At 63.5% G+C, this 18,060-nt stretch carries 19 protein-coding genes; 7 read left to right on the top strand and 12 right to left on the bottom strand.

Annotated features, from left to right (window positions below; all coding sequences use genetic code 11):
• Positions 1-43: 43 nt before the first annotated feature.
• From DDF70_RS01615 to DDF70_RS01590, 6 genes are all read right to left on the bottom strand, one after another.
• Positions 44-454, bottom strand: coding sequence for a Fur family transcriptional regulator (locus DDF70_RS01615; protein WP_114943104.1), 411 nt, complete (start codon positions 452-454; stop codon positions 44-46).
• Between the two features lie 112 nt (positions 455-566).
• Positions 567-1,742: a Gfo/Idh/MocA family protein gene (locus tag DDF70_RS01610; RefSeq protein ID WP_114943103.1), complete on the bottom strand. Its 1,176-nt coding sequence runs from the start codon at positions 1,740-1,742 to the stop codon at positions 567-569.
• Between the two features lie 17 nt (positions 1,743-1,759).
• The gene (locus DDF70_RS01605) at positions 1,760-2,821 is read right to left on the bottom strand and encodes a sugar phosphate isomerase/epimerase family protein (protein ID WP_114943102.1); all 1,062 of its coding nucleotides are present in this window, start codon (positions 2,819-2,821) and stop codon (positions 1,760-1,762) included.
• Positions 2,822-3,077: 256 nt separating this feature from the next.
• Positions 3,078-4,028, bottom strand: coding sequence for a substrate-binding domain-containing protein (locus tag DDF70_RS01600; protein WP_114943101.1), 951 nt, complete (start codon positions 4,026-4,028; stop codon positions 3,078-3,080).
• Between the two features lie 66 nt (positions 4,029-4,094).
• Entirely contained in the window at positions 4,095-5,093 is a 999-nt protein-coding gene (locus DDF70_RS01595; RefSeq protein ID WP_114943100.1) for an ABC transporter permease, read from the bottom strand.
• Positions 5,090-6,610, bottom strand: coding sequence for a sugar ABC transporter ATP-binding protein (locus tag DDF70_RS01590; protein ID WP_114943099.1), 1,521 nt, complete (start codon positions 6,608-6,610; stop codon positions 5,090-5,092). The genes DDF70_RS01595 and DDF70_RS01590 overlap by 4 nt, the downstream gene beginning before the upstream one ends.
• A gap of 255 nt (positions 6,611-6,865) precedes the next feature.
• Between DDF70_RS01590 and DDF70_RS01585 the strand changes: the two genes are divergently transcribed.
• Positions 6,866-7,924: a LacI family DNA-binding transcriptional regulator gene (locus DDF70_RS01585; RefSeq protein WP_114943098.1), complete on the top strand. Its 1,059-nt coding sequence runs from the start codon at positions 6,866-6,868 to the stop codon at positions 7,922-7,924.
• Between the two features lie 70 nt (positions 7,925-7,994).
• On the opposite strand, the gene DDF70_RS01580 is transcribed toward DDF70_RS01585, so the two are convergent.
• Positions 7,995-8,312, bottom strand: a complete 318-nt coding sequence (locus DDF70_RS01580; RefSeq protein WP_425374043.1) for a hypothetical protein — start codon at positions 8,310-8,312, stop codon at positions 7,995-7,997.
• Positions 8,313-8,716: 404 nt separating this feature from the next.
• Here DDF70_RS01580 and DDF70_RS01575 point away from each other — a divergent pair, with 404 nt between their 5' ends.
• Complete coding sequence (locus DDF70_RS01575; RefSeq protein WP_114943096.1) at positions 8,717-9,130, top strand: VOC family protein; 414 nt, start codon at positions 8,717-8,719, stop codon at positions 9,128-9,130.
• A gap of 6 nt (positions 9,131-9,136) precedes the next feature.
• On the opposite strand, the gene DDF70_RS01570 is transcribed toward DDF70_RS01575, so the two are convergent.
• Together DDF70_RS01570 and DDF70_RS01565 are read right to left on the bottom strand one after the other, a co-directional pair.
• Positions 9,137-10,768 carry an alpha-D-glucose phosphate-specific phosphoglucomutase gene (locus tag DDF70_RS01570; RefSeq protein ID WP_114943095.1) on the bottom strand — a complete coding sequence of 544 codons (1,632 nt, stop codon included), beginning with the start codon at positions 10,766-10,768 and terminating at the stop codon, positions 9,137-9,139.
• Positions 10,769-10,990: 222 nt separating this feature from the next.
• Entirely contained in the window at positions 10,991-11,248 is a 258-nt protein-coding gene (locus DDF70_RS01565; RefSeq protein WP_114943094.1) for a hypothetical protein, read from the bottom strand.
• Positions 11,249-11,450: 202 nt separating this feature from the next.
• Between DDF70_RS01565 and DDF70_RS01560 the strand changes: the two genes are divergently transcribed.
• On the top strand, positions 11,451-12,437 hold the full coding sequence (locus DDF70_RS01560) for a Bug family tripartite tricarboxylate transporter substrate binding protein (protein WP_114943093.1): 987 nt from the start codon (positions 11,451-11,453) through the stop codon (positions 12,435-12,437).
• A gap of 190 nt (positions 12,438-12,627) precedes the next feature.
• On the opposite strand, the gene DDF70_RS01555 is transcribed toward DDF70_RS01560, so the two are convergent.
• Positions 12,628-13,425, bottom strand: a complete 798-nt coding sequence (locus tag DDF70_RS01555; protein WP_170316010.1) for a DUF1194 domain-containing protein — start codon at positions 13,423-13,425, stop codon at positions 12,628-12,630.
• 396 nt (positions 13,426-13,821) lie between these two features.
• Here DDF70_RS01555 and DDF70_RS01550 point away from each other — a divergent pair, with 396 nt between their 5' ends.
• The 4 genes from DDF70_RS01550 to DDF70_RS01535 all read left to right on the top strand — a co-directional run bounded on the left by DDF70_RS01550 (position 13,822) and on the right by DDF70_RS01535 (position 16,682).
• A complete protein-coding gene (locus DDF70_RS01550) occupies positions 13,822-14,241 on the top strand; it encodes a DoxX family protein (protein WP_114943092.1) in 420 nt (139 codons plus the stop codon).
• A 357-nt stretch (positions 14,242-14,598) separates the two neighbouring features.
• Positions 14,599-14,889: a hypothetical protein gene (locus DDF70_RS01545; RefSeq protein WP_114943091.1), complete on the top strand. Its 291-nt coding sequence runs from the start codon at positions 14,599-14,601 to the stop codon at positions 14,887-14,889.
• A 475-nt stretch (positions 14,890-15,364) separates the two neighbouring features.
• Positions 15,365-16,129, top strand: a complete 765-nt coding sequence (locus tag DDF70_RS01540) for a LuxR C-terminal-related transcriptional regulator (protein ID WP_162820180.1) — start codon at positions 15,365-15,367, stop codon at positions 16,127-16,129.
• A gap of 337 nt (positions 16,130-16,466) precedes the next feature.
• Positions 16,467-16,682 (top strand): hypothetical protein, encoded by a 216-nt coding sequence (locus DDF70_RS01535; RefSeq protein WP_114943089.1) that lies wholly within the window; start codon positions 16,467-16,469, stop codon positions 16,680-16,682.
• Between the two features lie 108 nt (positions 16,683-16,790).
• On the opposite strand, the gene DDF70_RS01530 is transcribed toward DDF70_RS01535, so the two are convergent.
• Together DDF70_RS01530 and DDF70_RS01525 are read right to left on the bottom strand one after the other, a co-directional pair.
• Complete coding sequence (locus DDF70_RS01530; RefSeq protein ID WP_114943088.1) at positions 16,791-16,991, bottom strand: hypothetical protein; 201 nt, start codon at positions 16,989-16,991, stop codon at positions 16,791-16,793.
• Between the two features lie 147 nt (positions 16,992-17,138).
• Entirely contained in the window at positions 17,139-18,029 is an 891-nt protein-coding gene (locus DDF70_RS01525; protein WP_114943087.1) for a LysR family transcriptional regulator, read from the bottom strand.
• Between the last annotated feature and the right edge of the window lie 31 nt (positions 18,030-18,060).

Below are 18,060 nucleotides of genomic sequence, written 5' to 3'. Positions count from 1 at the left end.
AATATAACAATATATAATAGGTCGATGTTCCTGAGGAAAAGCTTTACTTTGCACAGGTCTCGCACAGACCACGGATCTCGACCGTCACCTTCTTGGTGCAGAACGCATGGTCGTCGCCCCAATGGGACAGGCGCTCGCTGATATGCGGGTCCGTGAATTCCTTGACGAGACCGCAGCTCTCGCAGATCGCGAAGGCCGCCATTTCGTGTTCGTGATGAGGGTGCTTGCAGGCCACATAGGCGTTGAGGCTCTCGAGCCGGTGGGCGAGGCCCTTCTCGATCAGCTTGTCGAGGGACCGGTACACGGTCGGCGGCGTGACGGCGCCCTTGGCCCGCATCCTGTCGAGAACTTCATAGGCCGAGAGCGGGTTCTCGGCGGAGCACAGAATCCGGTGCACCCGCTTCTGGGTGTCGTTCAGGTCCTCGATGCCGTGGTGGTGATGCGTGGAAGCCATCTTGAAATCGTCTGATCCGCATGGGCGATGACCCTATACGTCATGATTGCGGAGGCGATTTCAAGGGAATTGGACAGGAGACCGGCAGGGCCGGTCCCCTGTTCCAGACAGACTATAAATCGACCCAGGCGGCCTTGCGCTGCGACGAGCGCACGGCCGCCTCGATGAAGCGCACGCCGCGCACGCCGTGCTCCACGGTCGGCACCTGGAGAGAGAAGGGGCTGGGCTCGCGGTTCTCCATCCGCGCGGCGATCTGCTCGGCCACGTCCGTGTAGAGCTGCGCGAAGCCTTCGAGATAGCCTTCCGGATGCCCGCCCGGAATGCGCGAGGCTGCGCGGGAGACGTCGTCGGCGCCATAGCCGTTGCGGCGGATGGTGCGCGGCGGCTCGCCCAGGGGCGAGAAGACGAGATAGTTGGGGTTCTCCTGATGCCATTCGAGCCCGGCCTTCTCGCCATAGATGCGGATCTTCAGGCCGTTCTCGAGCCCGGCCGCCACCTGGCTGCACCAGAGCATGCCTTTGGCGCCCGATGCGAAGCGCAGCATCATGTGCGCGTTGTCGTCGAGCCTGCGGCCCTCCACGAAGGTGTGCAGCTCCGCCGACAGAGACGTGACCTCGTCGCCCGCGATGAACTCGGCGAGGTTGAAGGCATGGGTGCCGATATCGCCGACGGCGCCGGCAGGACCCGAGCGGGCTGGATCCGTGCGCCATTCCGCCTGCTTGCTGCCGGTCTCCTCCATGCGGGTGGCGAGCCAGTCCTGCGCGTATTCCACCTGCACCACGCGGATCGCCCCGAGCTCGCCGGCCTGCACCATGGCGCGGGCCTGCCGCACGAGCGGATAGCCTGTGTAGTTGTGCGTGACCGCGAAGACGAGACCGGATTCGCGCGCGAGTTTCGCGAGCTGGTCCGCCTCCCGCCGCGTGGTCGTGAGTGGCTTGTCGCAGATCACGTGGATGCCGGCCTTGAGGAAGGCGCGCGCAGCCGCCGCGTGGGCGTGGTTCGGCGTCACGATGGCGACCGCGTCGATGCCGTCCTTCAGGCGCCGTTCGCGGCGGGCCATCTCGTTGAAATCGCCATAGATGCGATCCGGCTTCAGGAGCAGGTCCTCGCCGGAGGCCCTAGCCCGCTCCGGATCGGACGAGAGGGCGCCCGCCACCAGTTCCCAGCGGTCGTCGAGGCGGGCGGCGATGCGGTGCACGGCGCCGATGAAGGCGCCGCGCCCGCCGCCGACCATGCCCAGGCGCAAGCGGCGGTTCAGCTTCTGATCCGGTGATCCTGCAATCGTCATGTGTGCCCCCTTTATGCTTAGCCGGCGTCGATGCCGAGCATCCGACGGTTCGCCGCCTCATCCGTTCCGCCGGCGGCGAAATCGTCGAAGGCCTTTTCCGTCACGCGGATGATGTGCGCCTTGATGAACTCGGCGCCTTCGCGCGCGCCGTCTTCCGGATGCTTCAGGGCGCATTCCCATTCCAGCACGGCCCAGGAATCGTAGTCGTACTGCGCGAGCTTGGAGAAGATGGCGTTGAAATCCACCTGCCCGTCGCCGAGCGAGCGGAAGCGGCCCGCGCGGTTGATCCAGCTCTCGTAGCCGCCATAGACGCCGACCCGTCCGGATGGGTTGAACTCCGCGTCCTTGGCGTGGAACGCCTTGATGCGCTCATGGTAGAGATCGATGAAGGCGACGTAATCGAGCTGCTGCAGCAGGAAATGGCTCGGGTCGTAATTGATGCAGGCGCGCCGATGCTCGCCGACCGCGTCGACGAAACGCTCGAAGGTGGCGCCGTCGTGAATGTCCTCGCCCGGATGAATCTCGTAGCAGACGTCGCAGCCTGCATCCTCGTACGCGTCGAGGATCGGCTTCCACCGGCGGCCCAGCTCCTCGAAGGCGGTCTCGACGAGACCGGCGGGGCGCTGCGGCCAGGGATACATGAAGGGCCAAGCCAGTGCGCCGGAGAAGGTGACGCTGGCATTCAGGCCTAGACGCTTCGAGGCCTTCGCCGCCATGAGCATCTGATTCACCGCCCATTCCTGCCGGGCCTTCGGATTGCCGCGCACCTCAGGGGCCGCAAATCCATCGAAAGCCTCGTCATAGGCCGGATGAACCGCGACGAGCTGGCCCTGCAGGTGGGTGGAGAGTTCCGTGATCTCCATGCCGTGCGAGCGCACGACACCGGCGATCTCGTCGCAATAGGCATCCGATTCCGCGGCCTTCTTGAGATCGATGAGGCGCGGATCCCAGGTGGGAATCTGAACGCCCTTGTAGCCGAGGGAGGCTGCCCAACGGCAGATCGCGTCGAGCGAGTTGAACGGAGCCTCGTCGCCTGCGAACTGTGCAAGGAAGAGGCCGGGGCCCTTCATGGTCTTCATGGGTGAACTCCCGAGGTGGCGTGAAAGAAATGGGTGGTGGAGGAGGTAGTCGCCTCAGCCTGGCTCACACGGCTCTCCTCCCCCACAAGCCTCGGGCTTGCCCGAGACTTGTATTTGTCTGCCGCAAGTCGGGAACACCCGACTTGCGGTGGGGAGGAGTTGGAGGTGGGGGTGTCAACGCCACGTTCTGAAATCCTGGCGCTCACACCCCCACCCTCAATCCCTCCCCACAAGGGGGAGGGAAGGGGGCACGTCATTAGAACGGCGAGTTCGGGAAGTAGTGGTCCTTGGCGTTGTCCTTCGTGATCAGCTGGGCGTTGAGCACGTAGGTTCCGCGCATGGGGGCGTTGCTGTAGAAGTGCGCTGCCGTGACGCCCATGGCGGTGGAGATCATGGACGGCGGATAGGAGACGTCGGCCGGGATCATCTTGTCGCCGTCCATCACCTTCTTGATCATGTCCTTCATGCCGGCGCCGCCGAGGACGAACTTGATGTCCTCGCGCTTGGCCTGACGGATGGCTTCCATGATGCCCAGCGCCATGTCGTCGTCCGAGGCCCAGACCGCGTCGATCTTCGGGTGCTTGGACAGGAAGTCCTGCATCACCTTGAAGGCATCGTCCCGGTTCCAGTTGGCGTATTGCTTGTCGATCACCTTCACGCCCGAGCCTTCGAGTGCCTTCTCGAAGTTCGACACGCGCTCCTCGTCGATCACCGTCGGGATGCCGCGGAAGACCACGACATTGCCCTGCTTCAGGTTGTCGACGAAGTACTTGCCGGCCACACGGCCGAATTCCGGATTGTTGCCGGCGACGTAGATGTCCTGGATCGACGGATCCTTGAGGCCGCGATCGACCACGGTGACGAAGGTGCCGCGCTTCTTGATCTCGCGGACGGGGTTCGTCAACTCGTCGGAGTTGAAGGGCAGCACCACCAGCGCATCGACCTTCTGCGAGGTCAGGTCGTCGAGGGCATTCGCCTGCGATGCGCCGTCCGGGGAGGTCTTCACGATGACCTTGAGGCCCGGATAGCCCTTCTCGAGCAGCTTGGCGGTCTCCTGGGCGTGATAGACGACGCCGCCGGTCCAGCCATGGGTCGCGGCCGGGATCGAGACGCCGATCGTCACGTTCTTCTGCTGGGCCATCGCGCCGGTGGCGGCGCCGGCCATAAGGCCCGCCGCCATGGCGATCTTCAGTACCGTTGCTTTCATCTCATTCCTCCCTGGAGAGTTGATTCTAAGCCCTTTGTCCCTTGTCCGGTGGGCTTAAGCCCGGTTTCATCGCCCGCGGTGGACTGACCGCTGCACGAGCATGGCGATAATGATGATGGCGCCCTGAACCGCGCCCACGAGAAACTCGGAGACGAAGTTCGACAGCACCATGATGTTGGCGACGAGTTCGAGGATCACGGCGCCGACGACGGTGCCCCACACGCGGCCGACGCCGCCCTTGAGCGCGGTGCCGCCGATGACCACGGCCGTGATGGCCTGCAACTCCCACAGGAGGCCCGTGGTCGGCGTGGCAGAGCCGAGGCGCGGCACGTAGACCAGCACGGCGATGCCGACGCAGATCCCCTGGATCACGTAGGTGAGCGTGCGCACGCGCCAGATCGGCACGCCCGAATAGCGCGCCACATCCTCGTTTGAGCCGAGCGCCACCACATGCCGGCCGAAGGAGGTGCGGTAGAGGATCAGCGCACCGATGGCGGCCACCACGAGAAACGCGATGATCGGAATCGGAACGCCGAGAATGCTGTCGAAATAGACCGGCCGGTAGAGCTCGCGCAGATCGTAGTTGCGCATGGTGATGGTGCCGCCCGCCGCCAGCCAGATCACGAGAGAGCGATAGATCCCCATCGTGCCGAGCGTCACGATGAAGGGCTCGATTCGCCCGAAGGTGACGATGAGGCCGTTCGCGAGGCCGCAGGCCGCGCTCAAGGCAATGGCGGCCAGCATGCCGAGCGCGAGCGTCCCCACGTCCCCGCCGCCGAGATTGTTGAGTGTCAGGATCATGACGCCTGCCGTGAGCGCCGCCATGGAGCCGACCGAGAGGTCGAGCCCGCCGCCGGCGATCACGAACGTGGCGCCGACCGCGATGATGGCGATGAAGGCCGAGCGCGTCACCACGTTGAGCAGGTTCGACGCGGTGAGGAAATCCGGATTGATCAGCGCGCCCGCGATGATGAGAACGATCAGCGCGATGAAGGGCGAAAGAGCCCGCATGTCGAGATTGAGCCGGCGCTTTTCGGCGGTGGAGCGAAGCACGGTTTCCGTCATGCGTGGCCTGCGGCGATTTCCGCCGCCCTTTCTTCATGGACGCCGGTGGCGAGATAAACGATGGAATCCTCGGACAGGTCGGCTTGAGCGACTTCGCCCGCGACGCGTCCGTTGCGCATCACCACGACCCGGTGGCAGAGGCCGATCAGCTCCTGCATCTCGGACGAGATGACGACGACGGCGCGGCCTTCGGCGGCGAGCGAGGCGATGAAGCGGTAGATCTGCTCCTTGGTGCCGATATCGACGCCGCGCGTCGGCTCGTCGATGACGACGATGCGCGGCTCGACCAGCATCATCTTGGCGAGCAGCAGCTTCTGCTGGTTGCCGCCGGAGAGCTGTCCGGCGAGAAGATCGCGGCGCCGGGTGCGGATGTCGAAATCCTTGATCGCCTTGTCGAGCGCCTGCTCTTCGCCGCCCCCGTCGAGGAAGGAGCCTCGGCTGAACTTCTCCAGGGCCGCCAGGGTCAGGTTGACGCGAAGGTTCTGCTGCAGCAGCAGGCCTTTGCCCTTCCGGTCCTCGGAGAGATAGACGATACCTGCCGCCATTGCCTCGCGGGCGTCGCGGAAATGAACCGGCCTGCCGTCGAGGGTGACCGTGCCGTGCCCCGGACGAAGGCCGACAAGAGCTTCGAACAGTTCGGTGCGACCGGCGCCGATCAGGCCTCCGAAGCCGAGAATCTCACCCCGATGGAGCGTGAAGGAGGCATTCTCCACATAGCCGGGCACGGCCATGTCGCGGACGCTCAGAAGGGGTTGGTCGGAGGCGGTCGTGGGCTTTTCCGGATAGAGCTTGGACATGTCGCGGCCGACCATGAGGCGCGCCATCTCGAGAGGCTCCAGGCCTTCGATGTCCCGGGTCGCCACGTGGCGTCCGTCGCGCAGCACGGTGACCCGGTCGGCGATCGCCTTCACCTCGTTCAGACGGTGGGAGATGTAGAGCACCGCCACGCCCTGGGAGCGCAGTTTGCGGATGATCTCGAACAGGCTCTCGGCCTCGATGGGCGTGAGCACTGCGGTCGGCTCGTCGAAGGCGACCACCTTGTGCGGCACCAGCAAAGCGCGGGCGATCTGCACCAGCTGCCGATCGGCGATGGACAGGCGGCCGACCTCCCGGTCGGGATCGATCCTGGTGCCGAGTTCGTGCAGGATCTTTCTCGTCTGCTCGCGCATCGCCTTGTCGTCGACGAAGCCGAAGCGCTTGATCTCGCGGCCGAGGAAGAGGTTCTGCGCCACCGTCAGGTCGGGCGCGAGGAGAATTTCCTGATGCACGAGAACGATGCCGTGGCTCTCCGCATCCACCGGCCCCGAGAAGGTGATGGGCTGGCCGTTCAGGTGCAGGCTGCCCTTCGTGGGCGCGATATGGCCGGAGAGAATCCGCATCAGGGTCGATTTGCCGGCCCCGTTCTCGCCGATGACCGCATGAACCTCGCCGGGCTTCAGGTCCAGCGAAATACCACTCAGGACCTCGATGGGTCCGAAGGATTTGGAGATGTTCTCTGCGCGAAGAACGGATTCCATAAACGGCTCCAGATGAGCGGCATCGCTCGCTTCCACATGGGAAGACGATCATCGAACGGCTTTGCGGTGGAGATCAGCTGGACGGCGCGTGAGCTGGCATTCGTTTCCTCCTGGATTATCGGCCTTGTCCTCTGCCGGGACAATTGACGATCTAGGGTTATCGCAGGGCTCGACAACGGCCCCATGTAATCGATTACATGAAACTTTACCGAAACGCCGGGTTCTGTCAAACAGAACCATGGTAGGGGGAGGTCTATGGACGATATTGGGCACAAGGACAGGCCGGAGCGTGAGGGCATCTCGGCCCGCGCAGCGCGGATCCAGGATGTCGCCAAGCTCGCCGACGTCTCGACCGCAACGGTCAGCCGGGCCCTTGCGACCCCGGAGCGGGTCTCGCCGGAGGCTCGTGCGCGGGTGCTGGAGGCCATCGCCAAGACGGGCTACGTGCCCAATCCCGCCGCGCGCACCTTGCGCTCGCAGAAGACCTACATGGTCCTGGTCGTTCTGCCGGACCTTGCCAACACGTTCTTCTCCAAGATCCTGCGCGGCATCGAGGAGACCCTTTTCGAGGCCGGATACGGCATGATCATCAGCGATCTCGACGGCTCTCCCGAGAAGGAGGCGCATTTCGCCGCCTTCACTGCGGCGGGCCGTGTGGATGGCGCCATTCTCCTGAACGGCCATCTGTTCGGGCAGACCCGCGAAGGGGAGGGACATCCGGCCCGGATCACGATCCCGCTCGTGGCGCTGTGCGAGAGCATTCCCGGTGCCGACATTCCGCAGATCGAGATCGACAACCGCGCTGCGGCGTCCCGGATGACCCAGCATCTGGCCTCCATGGGCCATCGCAAGATTGCCTATGTGAGCGGGCCTGCCAGCAACATTCTCGAGCGCGAACGCTTCCTGGGCTTCAAGGACGGCCTGACGGCCTCCGGTCTCCCGTTCGATCCGGGTCTCGTCATTCCGGGGGATTACACCATCGAGACGGGGGTGATGGCAGGACAGGATATCGTGGCGCGCGCGGACCGCCCCACGGCCGTGTTCTGCACCAGCGACGAGATGGCCATCGGTTTGATGCGCACCCTCTTTTCCGCCGGGCTTCGCGTTCCCGAGGACATTTCCGTGGCCGGGTTCGACGATATCGAATTCGCCGCCGTGGCCGAACCGTCGCTGACCACGATCCGTCAGCCGCGGCGGGAACTGGGGCAGGCTGCGGCATCGGCCCTGATCGATCTGCTGCAAGGGCGGCCGTCGCCCAAGCGGATCCGGTTGGAGACGGAACTGGTAATCCGGGACAGCGTGGCGCCGCTTTAGCGCATCGTGCGAAAAGTGGATCCGGTTTTTCGCGAAGAACGACGCGCTTTTCTAGCAAGAGAGCAGCCGGTCAGAAGATCGAGACGGCACCCACGAACAGCACGAGCACGAGACCGATGAACCCGACGAAGGCATAAAGGGCTTTCCGGGAATCCTGATGGGCATAGCTGTCCTTGTCGGCGCCTTCCTTCCAGCGCGCGGACGATTCCTGATGACGGGCGCGATCGACCTGCTCCGGCGTCGGCGGCGTGCCGGCCGCCTCGTCGTCGGTACCGAGCGGGGAGAGGCCGGGATCGAACACCTGGGTCTTGTCCCCCGTACGGCCGCTGTCGATGTCCCCTTTCAGCTGCGCCGTGGTCGAACCCTCGGTCAGGGGCGGCGCGTCCATCGGCTTGACCGTGCGCGTCGGAGGAATGTCGGCATGATGATTGTCTGAACGGGTGGACATCGTACTCTCCCGGGCTCCGTTGGAGGGGAAACCATTGGGATTTCGGGATGTTCCTGTGCCTCTCGGGGCCGCGGTCGCGGGTTCCAGGCAAGAAAAAAGGCCGTTGTTGCCAACGGCCCGAAGTTTAGGGAGGAAACGCCCAAGAAGGGCAGCAACGCTGCGACGCCAATCGCCGTGTTGCACTGCAAGAAGTAAGAGCTCGGCAGGCCGGTTTCAAGACCAAAAGGTCAGCATCGTTGCCCAATTTTTCGCCGCCCTCAAACGCACTGTTTTCAGGGATAATTGGACTTGGATGGGATCGCTGAGGTCAAAATGCAGGCAAATGTGATTTCGGAAGGTCCAAGATGCCCAAGCTGAATGCTGTTCTTGAGACGGCCCTCTATGTCGACGACCTGTCCCGCGCCCGAGCCTTCTATGAGGAATCCCTCGACCTGAGGGTGCTTTTCGGCAACCAGCGCATGTGCGCCTTCGATGTGGGCGGCAAGAGCGTGCTGCTGCTCTTCCTGCGCGGTGCGTCGAGGGAGGACATGCCCACGCCTGGCGGGACGATCCCAGGTCATGACGGGCAGGGGCCGCTGCATATCGGCTTCGCGGTTTCAGCCGATGATCTGGCGGCATGGGAAAGCCGGCTCCAGGAGCGCGGCATACCCATCGAGAGCAGGACGACCTGGTCCCGTGGCGGGACCAGCGTCTATTTCCGGGATCCCGACGGCCATCTTCTGGAACTGGCGACGCCGGGCCTCTGGGAGACCTATTAACCTGCCTCAGGTCACGACGCTCGGCTCGTTGCGGCCGGTGCGGGTCGCGATCTCGGCGATGTCGTTGGCTGCCTGAACGACGGGGGCCAGAACCTCGGCCGTCGACAGGTCGTGCCGGTCGGCATTCGGCTCGAAGCGCTCGAGATAGACGCGCAGGGTCGCACCCGAGGTGCCGGTGCCCGACAGGCGGAACACGGCGCGGGCATCCTCCGCGAAGAGAATGCGGATGCCCTGCTTCGGCGTCACCGACTTGTCGACCGGGTCCGTATAGGCGAAGTCATCGCAGGATTGGACCGTGAGGCCGCCGAAGCGCTGACCGGGCAGGGTGGGCAGCTTCGCCCTCAAGGCATCCATCAGCGCGTTGGCCGGTGCCGTCTCAAGCTCCTCGTAATCGTGGCGCGTGTAGTAGTCGCGCCCGAACGTGGCCCAGTGCTCGCGCACGATCTGGTCCGCCGGCTTCCGGGTGACGGCCAGGATGTTGAGCCAGAGCAGCACGGCCCAGAGGCCATCCTTCTCGCGGATGTGGTTCGAGCCCGTGCCCGCGCTCTCCTCGCCGCACAGGGTGATGAGGCCCGCATCCAGAAGATTGGCGAAGAACTTCCAACCTGTCGGCGTCTCGAAGCAGTTGATGCCGAGCTTCGCGGCGACCCGGTCGGCCGCGCGGCTCGTCGGCATGGAGCGGGCCACGCCGGCAAGGCCGTTGGCATAGCCGGGAGCCAGATGGGCATGGCTCGTGAGGATGGCGAGGCTGTCGCTCGGGGTCACGAAGAGGCCCTTCGCCACGATCATGTTGCGGTCGCCGTCGCCGTCCGAGGCCGCGCCGAAATCGGGGGCATCCGGCCCGTACATTAGCTCCATGAGGTCATGGGCGTGGACCGGATTCGGATCGGGATGGTGGCCGCCGAAATCGGGCTTCGGCTCCCCGTTCACCACCGTGCCGGCCGGTGCGCCGAGGCGGCCTTCGAGAATGGCTTTCGCATAGGGACCCGTGATGGCGCTGAGCGCATCGAAGCGCATGCGAAAGCCTGAGCGGAACAGCTCGGCGATGGTCTCGAAATCGATCAGCCGCTCCATCAGCTCCGCGTAATCGGCGACCGGATCGATCACGTCGACCGTCATGGCGGCGACCTTGCTCTGTCCGATCGTGCCGAGGTCAATGTCGGGCGTGTCGACAATGCTGTATTCGGTGATTGCGCTCGCCTTGCGGAACACGGCCTCCGTGAAGGATTCCGGCGCGGGTCCGCCGTGGGACATGTTGAACTTGATGCCGAAATCGCCATCCGGCCCGCCCGGATTGTGGCTGGCCGAGAGCACGAGTCCGCCGATGGCCTTGTGCTTGCGGATCACGCAGGAGGCGGCCGGTGTCGACAACAGGCCCTTCTGTCCGACGAGAACGCGGCCGAAGCCGTTCGCCGCCGCCATCTTGATCGCTGTCTGAACGACGGATTCGTTGAAGAAGCGCCCGTCGCCGCCGATGACCAGCGTCGAACCGTCCTTGTTCTCGACGGTGTCGAAGATCGACTGGATGAAGTTCTCCACATACCGGGGCTGCTGGAAGACAGTGACCTTCTTGCGCAGGCCGGACGTGCCGGGACGCTGGTCGGAAAACGGTGTCGTCGGAATGCGGGTGGTCACCATCGGTGCAGATCACTTCCTTGAGGTGGCCCTGATAGGGCCAGTTCTCGAAATCCTTTGCCGATCCCAAAGGGGATCACGGACCATTTTAGGGTCAATCAGGGCAGATGCCACTGCCAAGATGAAGGCAGGATGAAAGCACTCGCAATCGATTGGAAGAATTTACCGCAATCTCCGGCACGTCCTGTCAACAGGAACATGCCGGAGATCGGCTAGGGGGTAACGTCAGGGATTGTTGCCGCCGGACGGTTGCTTGGGTGCCTTGCCGGCCTGGGCAGGATCCGTACCCTCGGGAGCGTCACAGACTGGCTTGACCTCCTCCGGATTGGACACGGCCGTGTTCACGGGTTCCCGCGCCGGCTCCCTCTGCGGGGGAGGTCCGGCGACGGCCGACCCACCCATATAGGAGGGGGGATCACTGGCCGGGAAGGAATATTCCGAGCCGGCATCGACGAGTTCGTCTTCTTCTTTTTTCACGCCCATAGGTTATCTCCTGTCTTCGGGAAGCTTTGCGTGTTCAAGAGGAGAATGCAGGCGGTGCCGCCATGTTCAGGCGGGACGGTAAAAAACTGGACCGGTCTCGTTCCAGCCTCAACTTAGGTCGGCCTTGGTGGCCCTGAAGGGCCACGCTATCTCCCGCCGGACGAATGAACCCTGAAATGGGACAGGCCCTCGGGAGAACGCCATGAATCCGACCCGCCGCAACCTCATCAAGACCCTGGCCGCCGGATCCGCCGCCGCGACCCTGGCGTCCTGGCCGAGCTTCGCGCAATCCGCTTACCCCACAAGGCCGGTGCGGGTGATCGTGCCCTATGCTGCCGGCGGCGGAACGGATTTCTTCGCCCGCCTCGTCTTCGGCGCCATGGGCGAGCAGCTCGGCCAGCAATTCGTTATCGAGAACAAGCCCGGCGCCGGCACCAATATCGGGGCCGACACGGTGGCGCGCGCTGAGCCCGACGGTTACACGCTGCTCCTGGGCGACACCGCGACCTTCTCGACGAACCGCACCCTTTACCGGAAGCTGTCCTTCGATCCCTACAAGGATTTCACCCCGATTTCCCTGACCGGGCGCTTTGCCCTGGTGCTTCTCGTCAACACGAACAAGTTGCCGGTGAAATCGGTCCAGGAACTCGTGGCCGAGGCGAAGAAGAATCCCGGCCGCATCAACTACGCGACGCCGGGACTGGGCAGTCCGTTCCACCTCGCCACGGAGCTGCTCGGTCAAGGGGCCGGGATCAAGCTCACCCATGTGCCGTACCGGGGCGCCGCGCCCGCCGTGCAGGATCTGGTGGCCGGGCAGGTGGACATGATGTTCATCGATTTCGCCACCGCGCGCTCGCAGCTCTCCGGCCCGATCAAGGCGATCGCGGTCGCATCGCCGAAGGAATTCGCAGGCCTGCCCGGCGTGCCGCCCGTGGCGGCCGATCAACCGGAGTTCGAGGCCTGGGCCTGGCAGGGTTTTGTCGCGCCGGCGGGCACGCCGTCCGAAATCGTCGCCAAGCTCAACGACACCTATCGCCGTGTGATCGGCAATGCGGAGATCCGCGACAAGCTGGTCGGTGCCGGCATCGACGTGCTCCAGAGCTCTCCGTCCGAGATGGCCACCTACATGCAGGACGAAGGCACGAAATGGGAGAAGGTGATCAGGACGGCCAATATCACGCTGGAATGAGCCTGGCCGAAGACCCGCTCGTTGCTCTTAACGGGTGTTGATCGGTCCTCCGACGCCATGGCCGTCCCCGGACTTGATCCGGGGATCAGTCCCGGCCATCCCGCTTCCTTGAAGCGCTGCGCCTTTCCGATCGAGATCACCGGCACGAGGCCGGTGAAGACGTGGTGGGTGGATGCTCCGACCTGCGACGTCAGTTCCGGTCCCAGCGATACATCCCGCGCTCGCCCTCCTGGCAGGTGATGGGAGAGCTCGCCTGGATCTTCTGGATCAGCGATGGGCTTGGGAGCGCAGCAATTTCGCGGATGATCTTCGTGCGGATCGCATCGGCAAATTGGTGACGCTCCCGCACGGGGACGAGGAACGCTCCGTCTCCGCCGATGACGCAGGTTTTGTAGTAGAGGTCGAGGTTCTCCATATCGCCGAAGCCGGTCGGACGCTTGAGCATGATGGGAAGCCCATTGATGGTGATGCCCTTCGCGATGGCCTCGTCGCGGGCCGCGACGACACCCCGTCCGCTGCTGTTAGGGCCATCGCCCGAGATGTCGATCACGCGGCGGATGGGCTCGACGCCGGTCTGATCCAAAAGCTTCGTGCCGAAGTCGATGGCGCCCGAGATCGACGTCCGCCGCACGCGGCCGATCGGATTGTCGTGCAGGCTGTCCGCGAACTTCAAGGCCGCGTCGGGGCCGTCGATGATGGTCCAGGGCACGATGACCTGCTGGTAATCGACGCCCGACCACTCGAAATAGGTCACGATGATCCGGCCCACCATGCCGTTCTTGATGGCATCGTGCACCTGGGGCGAGCGGAAAGCCTCGATGAAGCCTTGGCGCTGCAGCTCCTGCTCGTCCGGGTCCATGGAGCGGGACACATCGACCGCGAGGACGAGCGCGACGTCCACTTCCGTTTCCGCTTTCGCGGCGGAGCCCGGCAGCCAGAGCGATGCCACCATGAGAGCCGCGATCATGCTGAGACGCCTGAAACCCATACCGACCTCCGTTCCTCTCGACGTCCGGCCCATATACCTCTGGTCCTCGGGACGATGGCGCTCCGATGCTCTCTGGAAGCTCCTTCGAGGCGCCGCTTCGCGGCTCCTCGGGATGAGGGGAGGGCGGATGAGACGGACTGTCGGGAGAAGCTGGCATGAATCTCCCGCCGGGCAAGGTTGGATCGTCTCGAGCGCGGGGCCGGTTGTCTCAATTTAACGTGAGGAACCTGCATGGCCGACTGGGCAAGTCCCTGAAAGACTGAAGTCCCATCAGGTCCAGGGAGGGCAATCGGACAGGGAGACGGTGGCCGTCTGTCCCGCCCGCCTTATAAACCGGTCGGCAGAGACCCGGGCTTGCCTCGGTGTTCCAATTGACAGCAGAAGGTTCCCATTCGCATGTCCGCCACCCTCGACCGTTGGTCACCCCATGCCCTGGCTGTCCTCAGGATCGTCACGGCCCTGGTCTTCATGGAGCACGGGACGCAGAAGCTGTTCGGCTTCCCGGCGCCTCCCCAGGGCGGCACGCCGCCGCTCCTCTCGCTGTTCGGGATCGGTGCCGTCCTCGAGCTTGTGGGCGGCTTTCTGATCCTGATCGGCCTGTTCACCCGGCCCGTCGCCTTTCTGCTCGCCGGCGAGATGGCCGTGGCCTATTGGATGTTCCATGCCCCGCAGAGCCCTTATCCGGCGCTCAATGGCGGCGATGCGGCAGTGCTCTTTTGTTTTGTGTTCCTGCTCTTCGTCTTCACCGGTCCCGGTGCCTGGAGCGTTGACGGAGCAAGACAGCCGGCAGGGCCGCGACATTCCTGGGAGCGGTGATTCGTCGTTCAGCGCATCTGAGACGCTTTCCATCTGCTCCGCAGCGTATCCTCGCAGGAATGACACGCTCCAACGTCATCACCTCCCCGGACTTGATCCGGGGTCGGCCATGACGAGGCGGGGTCCTCCAATTCCATGAGCATACAATCCTGTGCTCATAAGCTATCGATGAACAGCAATTCCGAGATCAGGCGCCGCACCACACCGACTTAACCCGAAAGAGACGGGTCACATTCTCCGCGCTCATGATTATTCTCTGGAACGCTTTTCAGGAACCGCTCGTTTTCGATGCAGGCCCCATGACCTTTGCGTCGGAAGAGGATAAAGCGGGGCACAATGTGTTGCGTGGAGTAGGACATGGCGGAGATCATCGCGTTCAAGGATCTCAAGAAGATTGCCGACCAATGCGAAGTGCTGACGCTGTTCGAGCCGAAGCGCCCTTCGAAATCGAAATCCCGCCCCGAGCCCAAAGGCTTCGAGTTTCCGAGTTCCCGTCCCTTCATCTCCGGAAACCTGACCGACCTGTTCGAACAGGCGAATGCCGTCGCCATGCGCCACTACCATGGTGATCCGAAGGTATCGGCCGTCGTTGCCGCGAAGTGCATGGAGCTCATTCAGGCTCTGGAAGATCACGCTCAACCGGAATGATCGCGGAGGCCCGTCGGCGTCAAGCGAATGGGCTTTTGTCTCTAGCGTCGAACGCGCCCTCGCAAGAGTCGGTTACGTGAGTGTCGATGCACTCTCGCGGAAGAAAGCCGTAGGTTGCGTCGACAACACTTCTGTTTTCCAGGCGCGATCAAACGCTGGATTCAAGCGCCTGTGACGCGAGGAGCGACACCTGCTTGTCGCGCTTCCGGCACTGAAGAAGTCTGCATGCTCGTCGATGGAGCGGATGGAACCGCACTCTCTTTCGGGATCCCTGAAGGAGGGAGAGTTACCCCTTCGGGGGTCGTGGTATCAAGGAACTAATGCCTGTAGGGATAGTTGTCGCCACGCTTGATCCGATCACGGATCGGCTTTCTGGATCCGGCGCCCTTCGACCAAGGCTTTCCGCCTCGTGTTGCATACGGATGGCGTCACGATCCTGCTCTAGATATCGCTGGACTTAATGGGGGCACAGCACATGAGACACGACGTTGTCTACAGGGAGCAGATTCTCGCTGCTGCTCAGGATCCTTTTCAGACCGTCGCCACGGTCCTGATGTGTCAGAATCTCCTGCTGCGCACCGGTATCGGCCACATCCTCTCCGGGACACGCTTCACCTTGGCGACGGAGACGTGTGAGGACCCATCGAACCTGCCCGCGTTCGACGACACGGTGCCCGTGCTTTTCATCATCTGCGAGAGCCGCTCGACGGAGGAGCTCGCCGCCATGGTGGAGGCGCTCAAGACGCAGCACTCGTTTTCCCGCGTGGTCGTTCTGGCCGACACCGTGGATCCCGATACGGCTGTTCAACTCTTCGGTGCCGGCACGGACGGGTTCTGCCCGACGAGCATGGATCGGCACGCGCTGGTCAAGGCACTCGAAATCGTCATGCTCGGCGAGACCTACATCCCGGCCTCGATCGGGCTCGCGCTCCTGGAGCAGGCCCGGCAGAGCCGCGCGCATTTCTCCCATGACGGCGCCTTCGCGCCGGGCACCAATCCCGCAGGGCTTCTCAACAAGCTGTCCGAGCGGGAAGCCCAGATCCTCCGGCATCTCACGCGGGGCGCTTCGAACAAGGTGATCGCCCGCGAGCTCGGCGTGGCGGAAGCCACCGTGAAGGTGCATATCAAGGCGATCCTGCGGAAGGTGAAGGCCACCAACAGGACCCAGGCGGCGATCTGGGCGACCGGGCATCTCGACTTCGCACAGGATAATGTTCAGGCTCTGGCCGCAGGAGAGTGAGACACCGTACCGGCTCCAGGATCTTTTTGGCAAAATCCTGCGACACGATCATCGTGACAGGCCGCCGATGTGCGGCCTAGAGCTGTTTGCACTTGCGTGGTATGAGCTTTCGTCGTCGATGGGCCGCATTTTTGGCCCTCGAGCCGGATCCACTTCGCCGAGAAATGCTCTAACCCTTTGGGGGTAGCTCATGTGGCGAGTTGCGGATCAGTCGAAGCGGATTGTAAGCCTACTACTGTCCTGGCGGCGGATGAGTGAAATCATAAAAGTCAGTGTGTATTCGCGCCGCGGGTCTCATGCGAAAACAAAATAACCTGAACGGTGAAGCGGGGCATCAATGGATTATCAAGTGGAGCTGGTTGCTCGCGCATTTTACGATGCCGAGTATGAAGATTGCCTTTGGGATGCCGAGGCTGAGGCCATTAAGCAAGATTTTCGCGAATACGCGCGCAACGCCATCAATCTTCTGAATGAAGACATCGGTGTTCTGCTGATGGCCCTGGAACAGGCGACGGCCGAAGAGCATCCGAACCGGTCGCGGGCCGCGGCTTGAATCACCTCTCCTGAGAGAGAAGATCCCGGTGCACCGTTCAGCACGGAACGGTGCACCGGCCAAGGGTAAAGAGCGTCGGGGTCACGATGCTCGATCCGATACAGGATCTCAGTGCGCGTCCGGCGGCAGATCCACGATCCGCTTGATCTCATAAACCACCAGCATCAGGAACACCGACATGATCACGAGGCCGACGGCGCTCGTGAACACGCTTGAGCTGACCCCCGACGCCGACGACACGAGAGCGAGCAGGATCAGGAACGGGAGGCCGACGGCAATGGATAAAACAGCGAGAACGGACCGTGACATTGGGGTGATGCCCTGAAGGGTTTTCGGGAAAACGTTACGTAGCCTAAGAATCGTGGAAAAAATGAGGTTAGAGCATCGCGCGGAAAAGTGGACCCGGTTTTCGCGAGGAACGATGCGCCAGCCCAGAGAAGGGGCGATCGGCTCGCTTCAGAAGTCCCAGCGTTGCGCCTTGGAGACGAGGAAGTCGCGGAAGACCTGGACGCGCGCCACGGAGCGCATCTCTTCCGGATAGACGAGATAACTGTCGAGGGTCGGCATCTCCTCGTCGCGCAGGACCTGCTTGACCCGTGGATTGGTGCTCATCGCATAGTCCGGCGCCATGCCGATCCCGGCCCCGTTCTCGATGGCCTGCCGCAGGGCCAGAGAATCGTTGACCACGAACCGGCTCGGACGAGGATCCTTAGGGTTGCGCCCAAGAGTGGTCAGGCGATGCAGATCGAGAATGAAGGACGGCTGCTCCCCGCCCAGGCAGAGGATCGAGTGATTGTCGAGATCCGCGATGCTCTCGGGCTCCCCGCAGCGCTCGATATAGGTATGCGCCGCGTAGGCGTGATACTGGATCGTGAAGAGGCGGCGCTGGATCAGGTCGGGCTGGGCCGGCAGGCGCAGGCGGATGGCGATGTCCGCTTCCCTCATCGCAAGATCCAGCTCGTCGTTGGTGAGGATCAGCTGGATGCGTACCTCGGGATAGAGATCGATGAACTCGGTGATGCGCCGGGCGAGCCAGATGCCGCCGATTCCGACCGTCGCCGTCACCCGGAGCTCGCCCGCGGGCCGCTCGCTGGTCTCGGTTAGGCGCTGGCGCGTTTCCTCCAGGCGCAGGCGGATGTCCTGCGCGGCCCTGAAGAGCACATCGCCGTGCTCCGTCAGCACCAGGCCACGGGGATGGCGGTGGAAGAGCGGGACCTTCAGTTCGTGCTCGAGGGCGCTGATCTGCCGGCTGATGGACGACTGGTTGACGCCGAGCTTCTCGCCAGCGCGGGTGAAATTCCCGGCGTTGACGACTTCGTAGAACAGTCTGATCTTGTCCCAGTCCAATGCGGATCCTCAAAGCTGGATGGCGGGCGTG

Origin of the sequence: Microvirga calopogonii (assembly GCF_003347665.1) — a bacterium.
GTDB classification, from domain to species: Bacteria; Pseudomonadota; Alphaproteobacteria; order Rhizobiales; family Beijerinckiaceae; genus Microvirga; species Microvirga calopogonii.
This window is presented reverse-complemented; position numbering and strand designations above follow the sequence as displayed.

Excerpts from the sequence above, each read along its gene's own strand:
- DDF70_RS01615 (WP_114943104.1), bottom strand. The coding sequence starts at position 454 with ATGGCTTCCACGCATCACCACCACGGCATCGAGGACCTGAACGACACC.
- DDF70_RS01610 (WP_114943103.1), bottom strand. The coding sequence starts at position 1,742 with ATGACGATTGCAGGATCACCGGATCAGAAGCTGAACCGCCGCTTGCGC.
- DDF70_RS01605 (WP_114943102.1), bottom strand. The coding sequence starts at position 2,821 with ATGAAGACCATGAAGGGCCCCGGCCTCTTCCTTGCACAGTTCGCAGGC.
- DDF70_RS01600 (WP_114943101.1), bottom strand. The coding sequence starts at position 4,028 with ATGAAAGCAACGGTACTGAAGATCGCCATGGCGGCGGGCCTTATGGCC.
- DDF70_RS01595 (WP_114943100.1), bottom strand. The coding sequence starts at position 5,093 with ATGACGGAAACCGTGCTTCGCTCCACCGCCGAAAAGCGCCGGCTCAAT.
- DDF70_RS01590 (WP_114943099.1), bottom strand. The coding sequence starts at position 6,610 with ATGGAATCCGTTCTTCGCGCAGAGAACATCTCCAAATCCTTCGGACCC.
- DDF70_RS01585 (WP_114943098.1), top strand. The coding sequence starts at position 6,866 with ATGGACGATATTGGGCACAAGGACAGGCCGGAGCGTGAGGGCATCTCG.
- DDF70_RS01580 (WP_425374043.1), bottom strand. The coding sequence starts at position 8,312 with ATGGACGCGCCGCCCCTGACCGAGGGTTCGACCACGGCGCAGCTGAAA.
- DDF70_RS01575 (WP_114943096.1), top strand. The coding sequence starts at position 8,717 with ATGCCCAAGCTGAATGCTGTTCTTGAGACGGCCCTCTATGTCGACGAC.
- DDF70_RS01570 (WP_114943095.1), bottom strand. The coding sequence starts at position 10,768 with ATGGTGACCACCCGCATTCCGACGACACCGTTTTCCGACCAGCGTCCC.
- DDF70_RS01565 (WP_114943094.1), bottom strand. The coding sequence starts at position 11,248 with ATGGGCGTGAAAAAAGAAGAAGACGAACTCGTCGATGCCGGCTCGGAA.
- DDF70_RS01560 (WP_114943093.1), top strand. The coding sequence starts at position 11,451 with ATGAATCCGACCCGCCGCAACCTCATCAAGACCCTGGCCGCCGGATCC.
- DDF70_RS01555 (WP_170316010.1), bottom strand. The coding sequence starts at position 13,425 with ATGGGTTTCAGGCGTCTCAGCATGATCGCGGCTCTCATGGTGGCATCG.
- DDF70_RS01550 (WP_114943092.1), top strand. The coding sequence starts at position 13,822 with ATGTCCGCCACCCTCGACCGTTGGTCACCCCATGCCCTGGCTGTCCTC.
- DDF70_RS01545 (WP_114943091.1), top strand. The coding sequence starts at position 14,599 with ATGGCGGAGATCATCGCGTTCAAGGATCTCAAGAAGATTGCCGACCAA.
- DDF70_RS01540 (WP_162820180.1), top strand. The coding sequence starts at position 15,365 with ATGAGACACGACGTTGTCTACAGGGAGCAGATTCTCGCTGCTGCTCAG.
- DDF70_RS01535 (WP_114943089.1), top strand. The coding sequence starts at position 16,467 with ATGGATTATCAAGTGGAGCTGGTTGCTCGCGCATTTTACGATGCCGAG.
- DDF70_RS01530 (WP_114943088.1), bottom strand. The coding sequence starts at position 16,991 with ATGTCACGGTCCGTTCTCGCTGTTTTATCCATTGCCGTCGGCCTCCCG.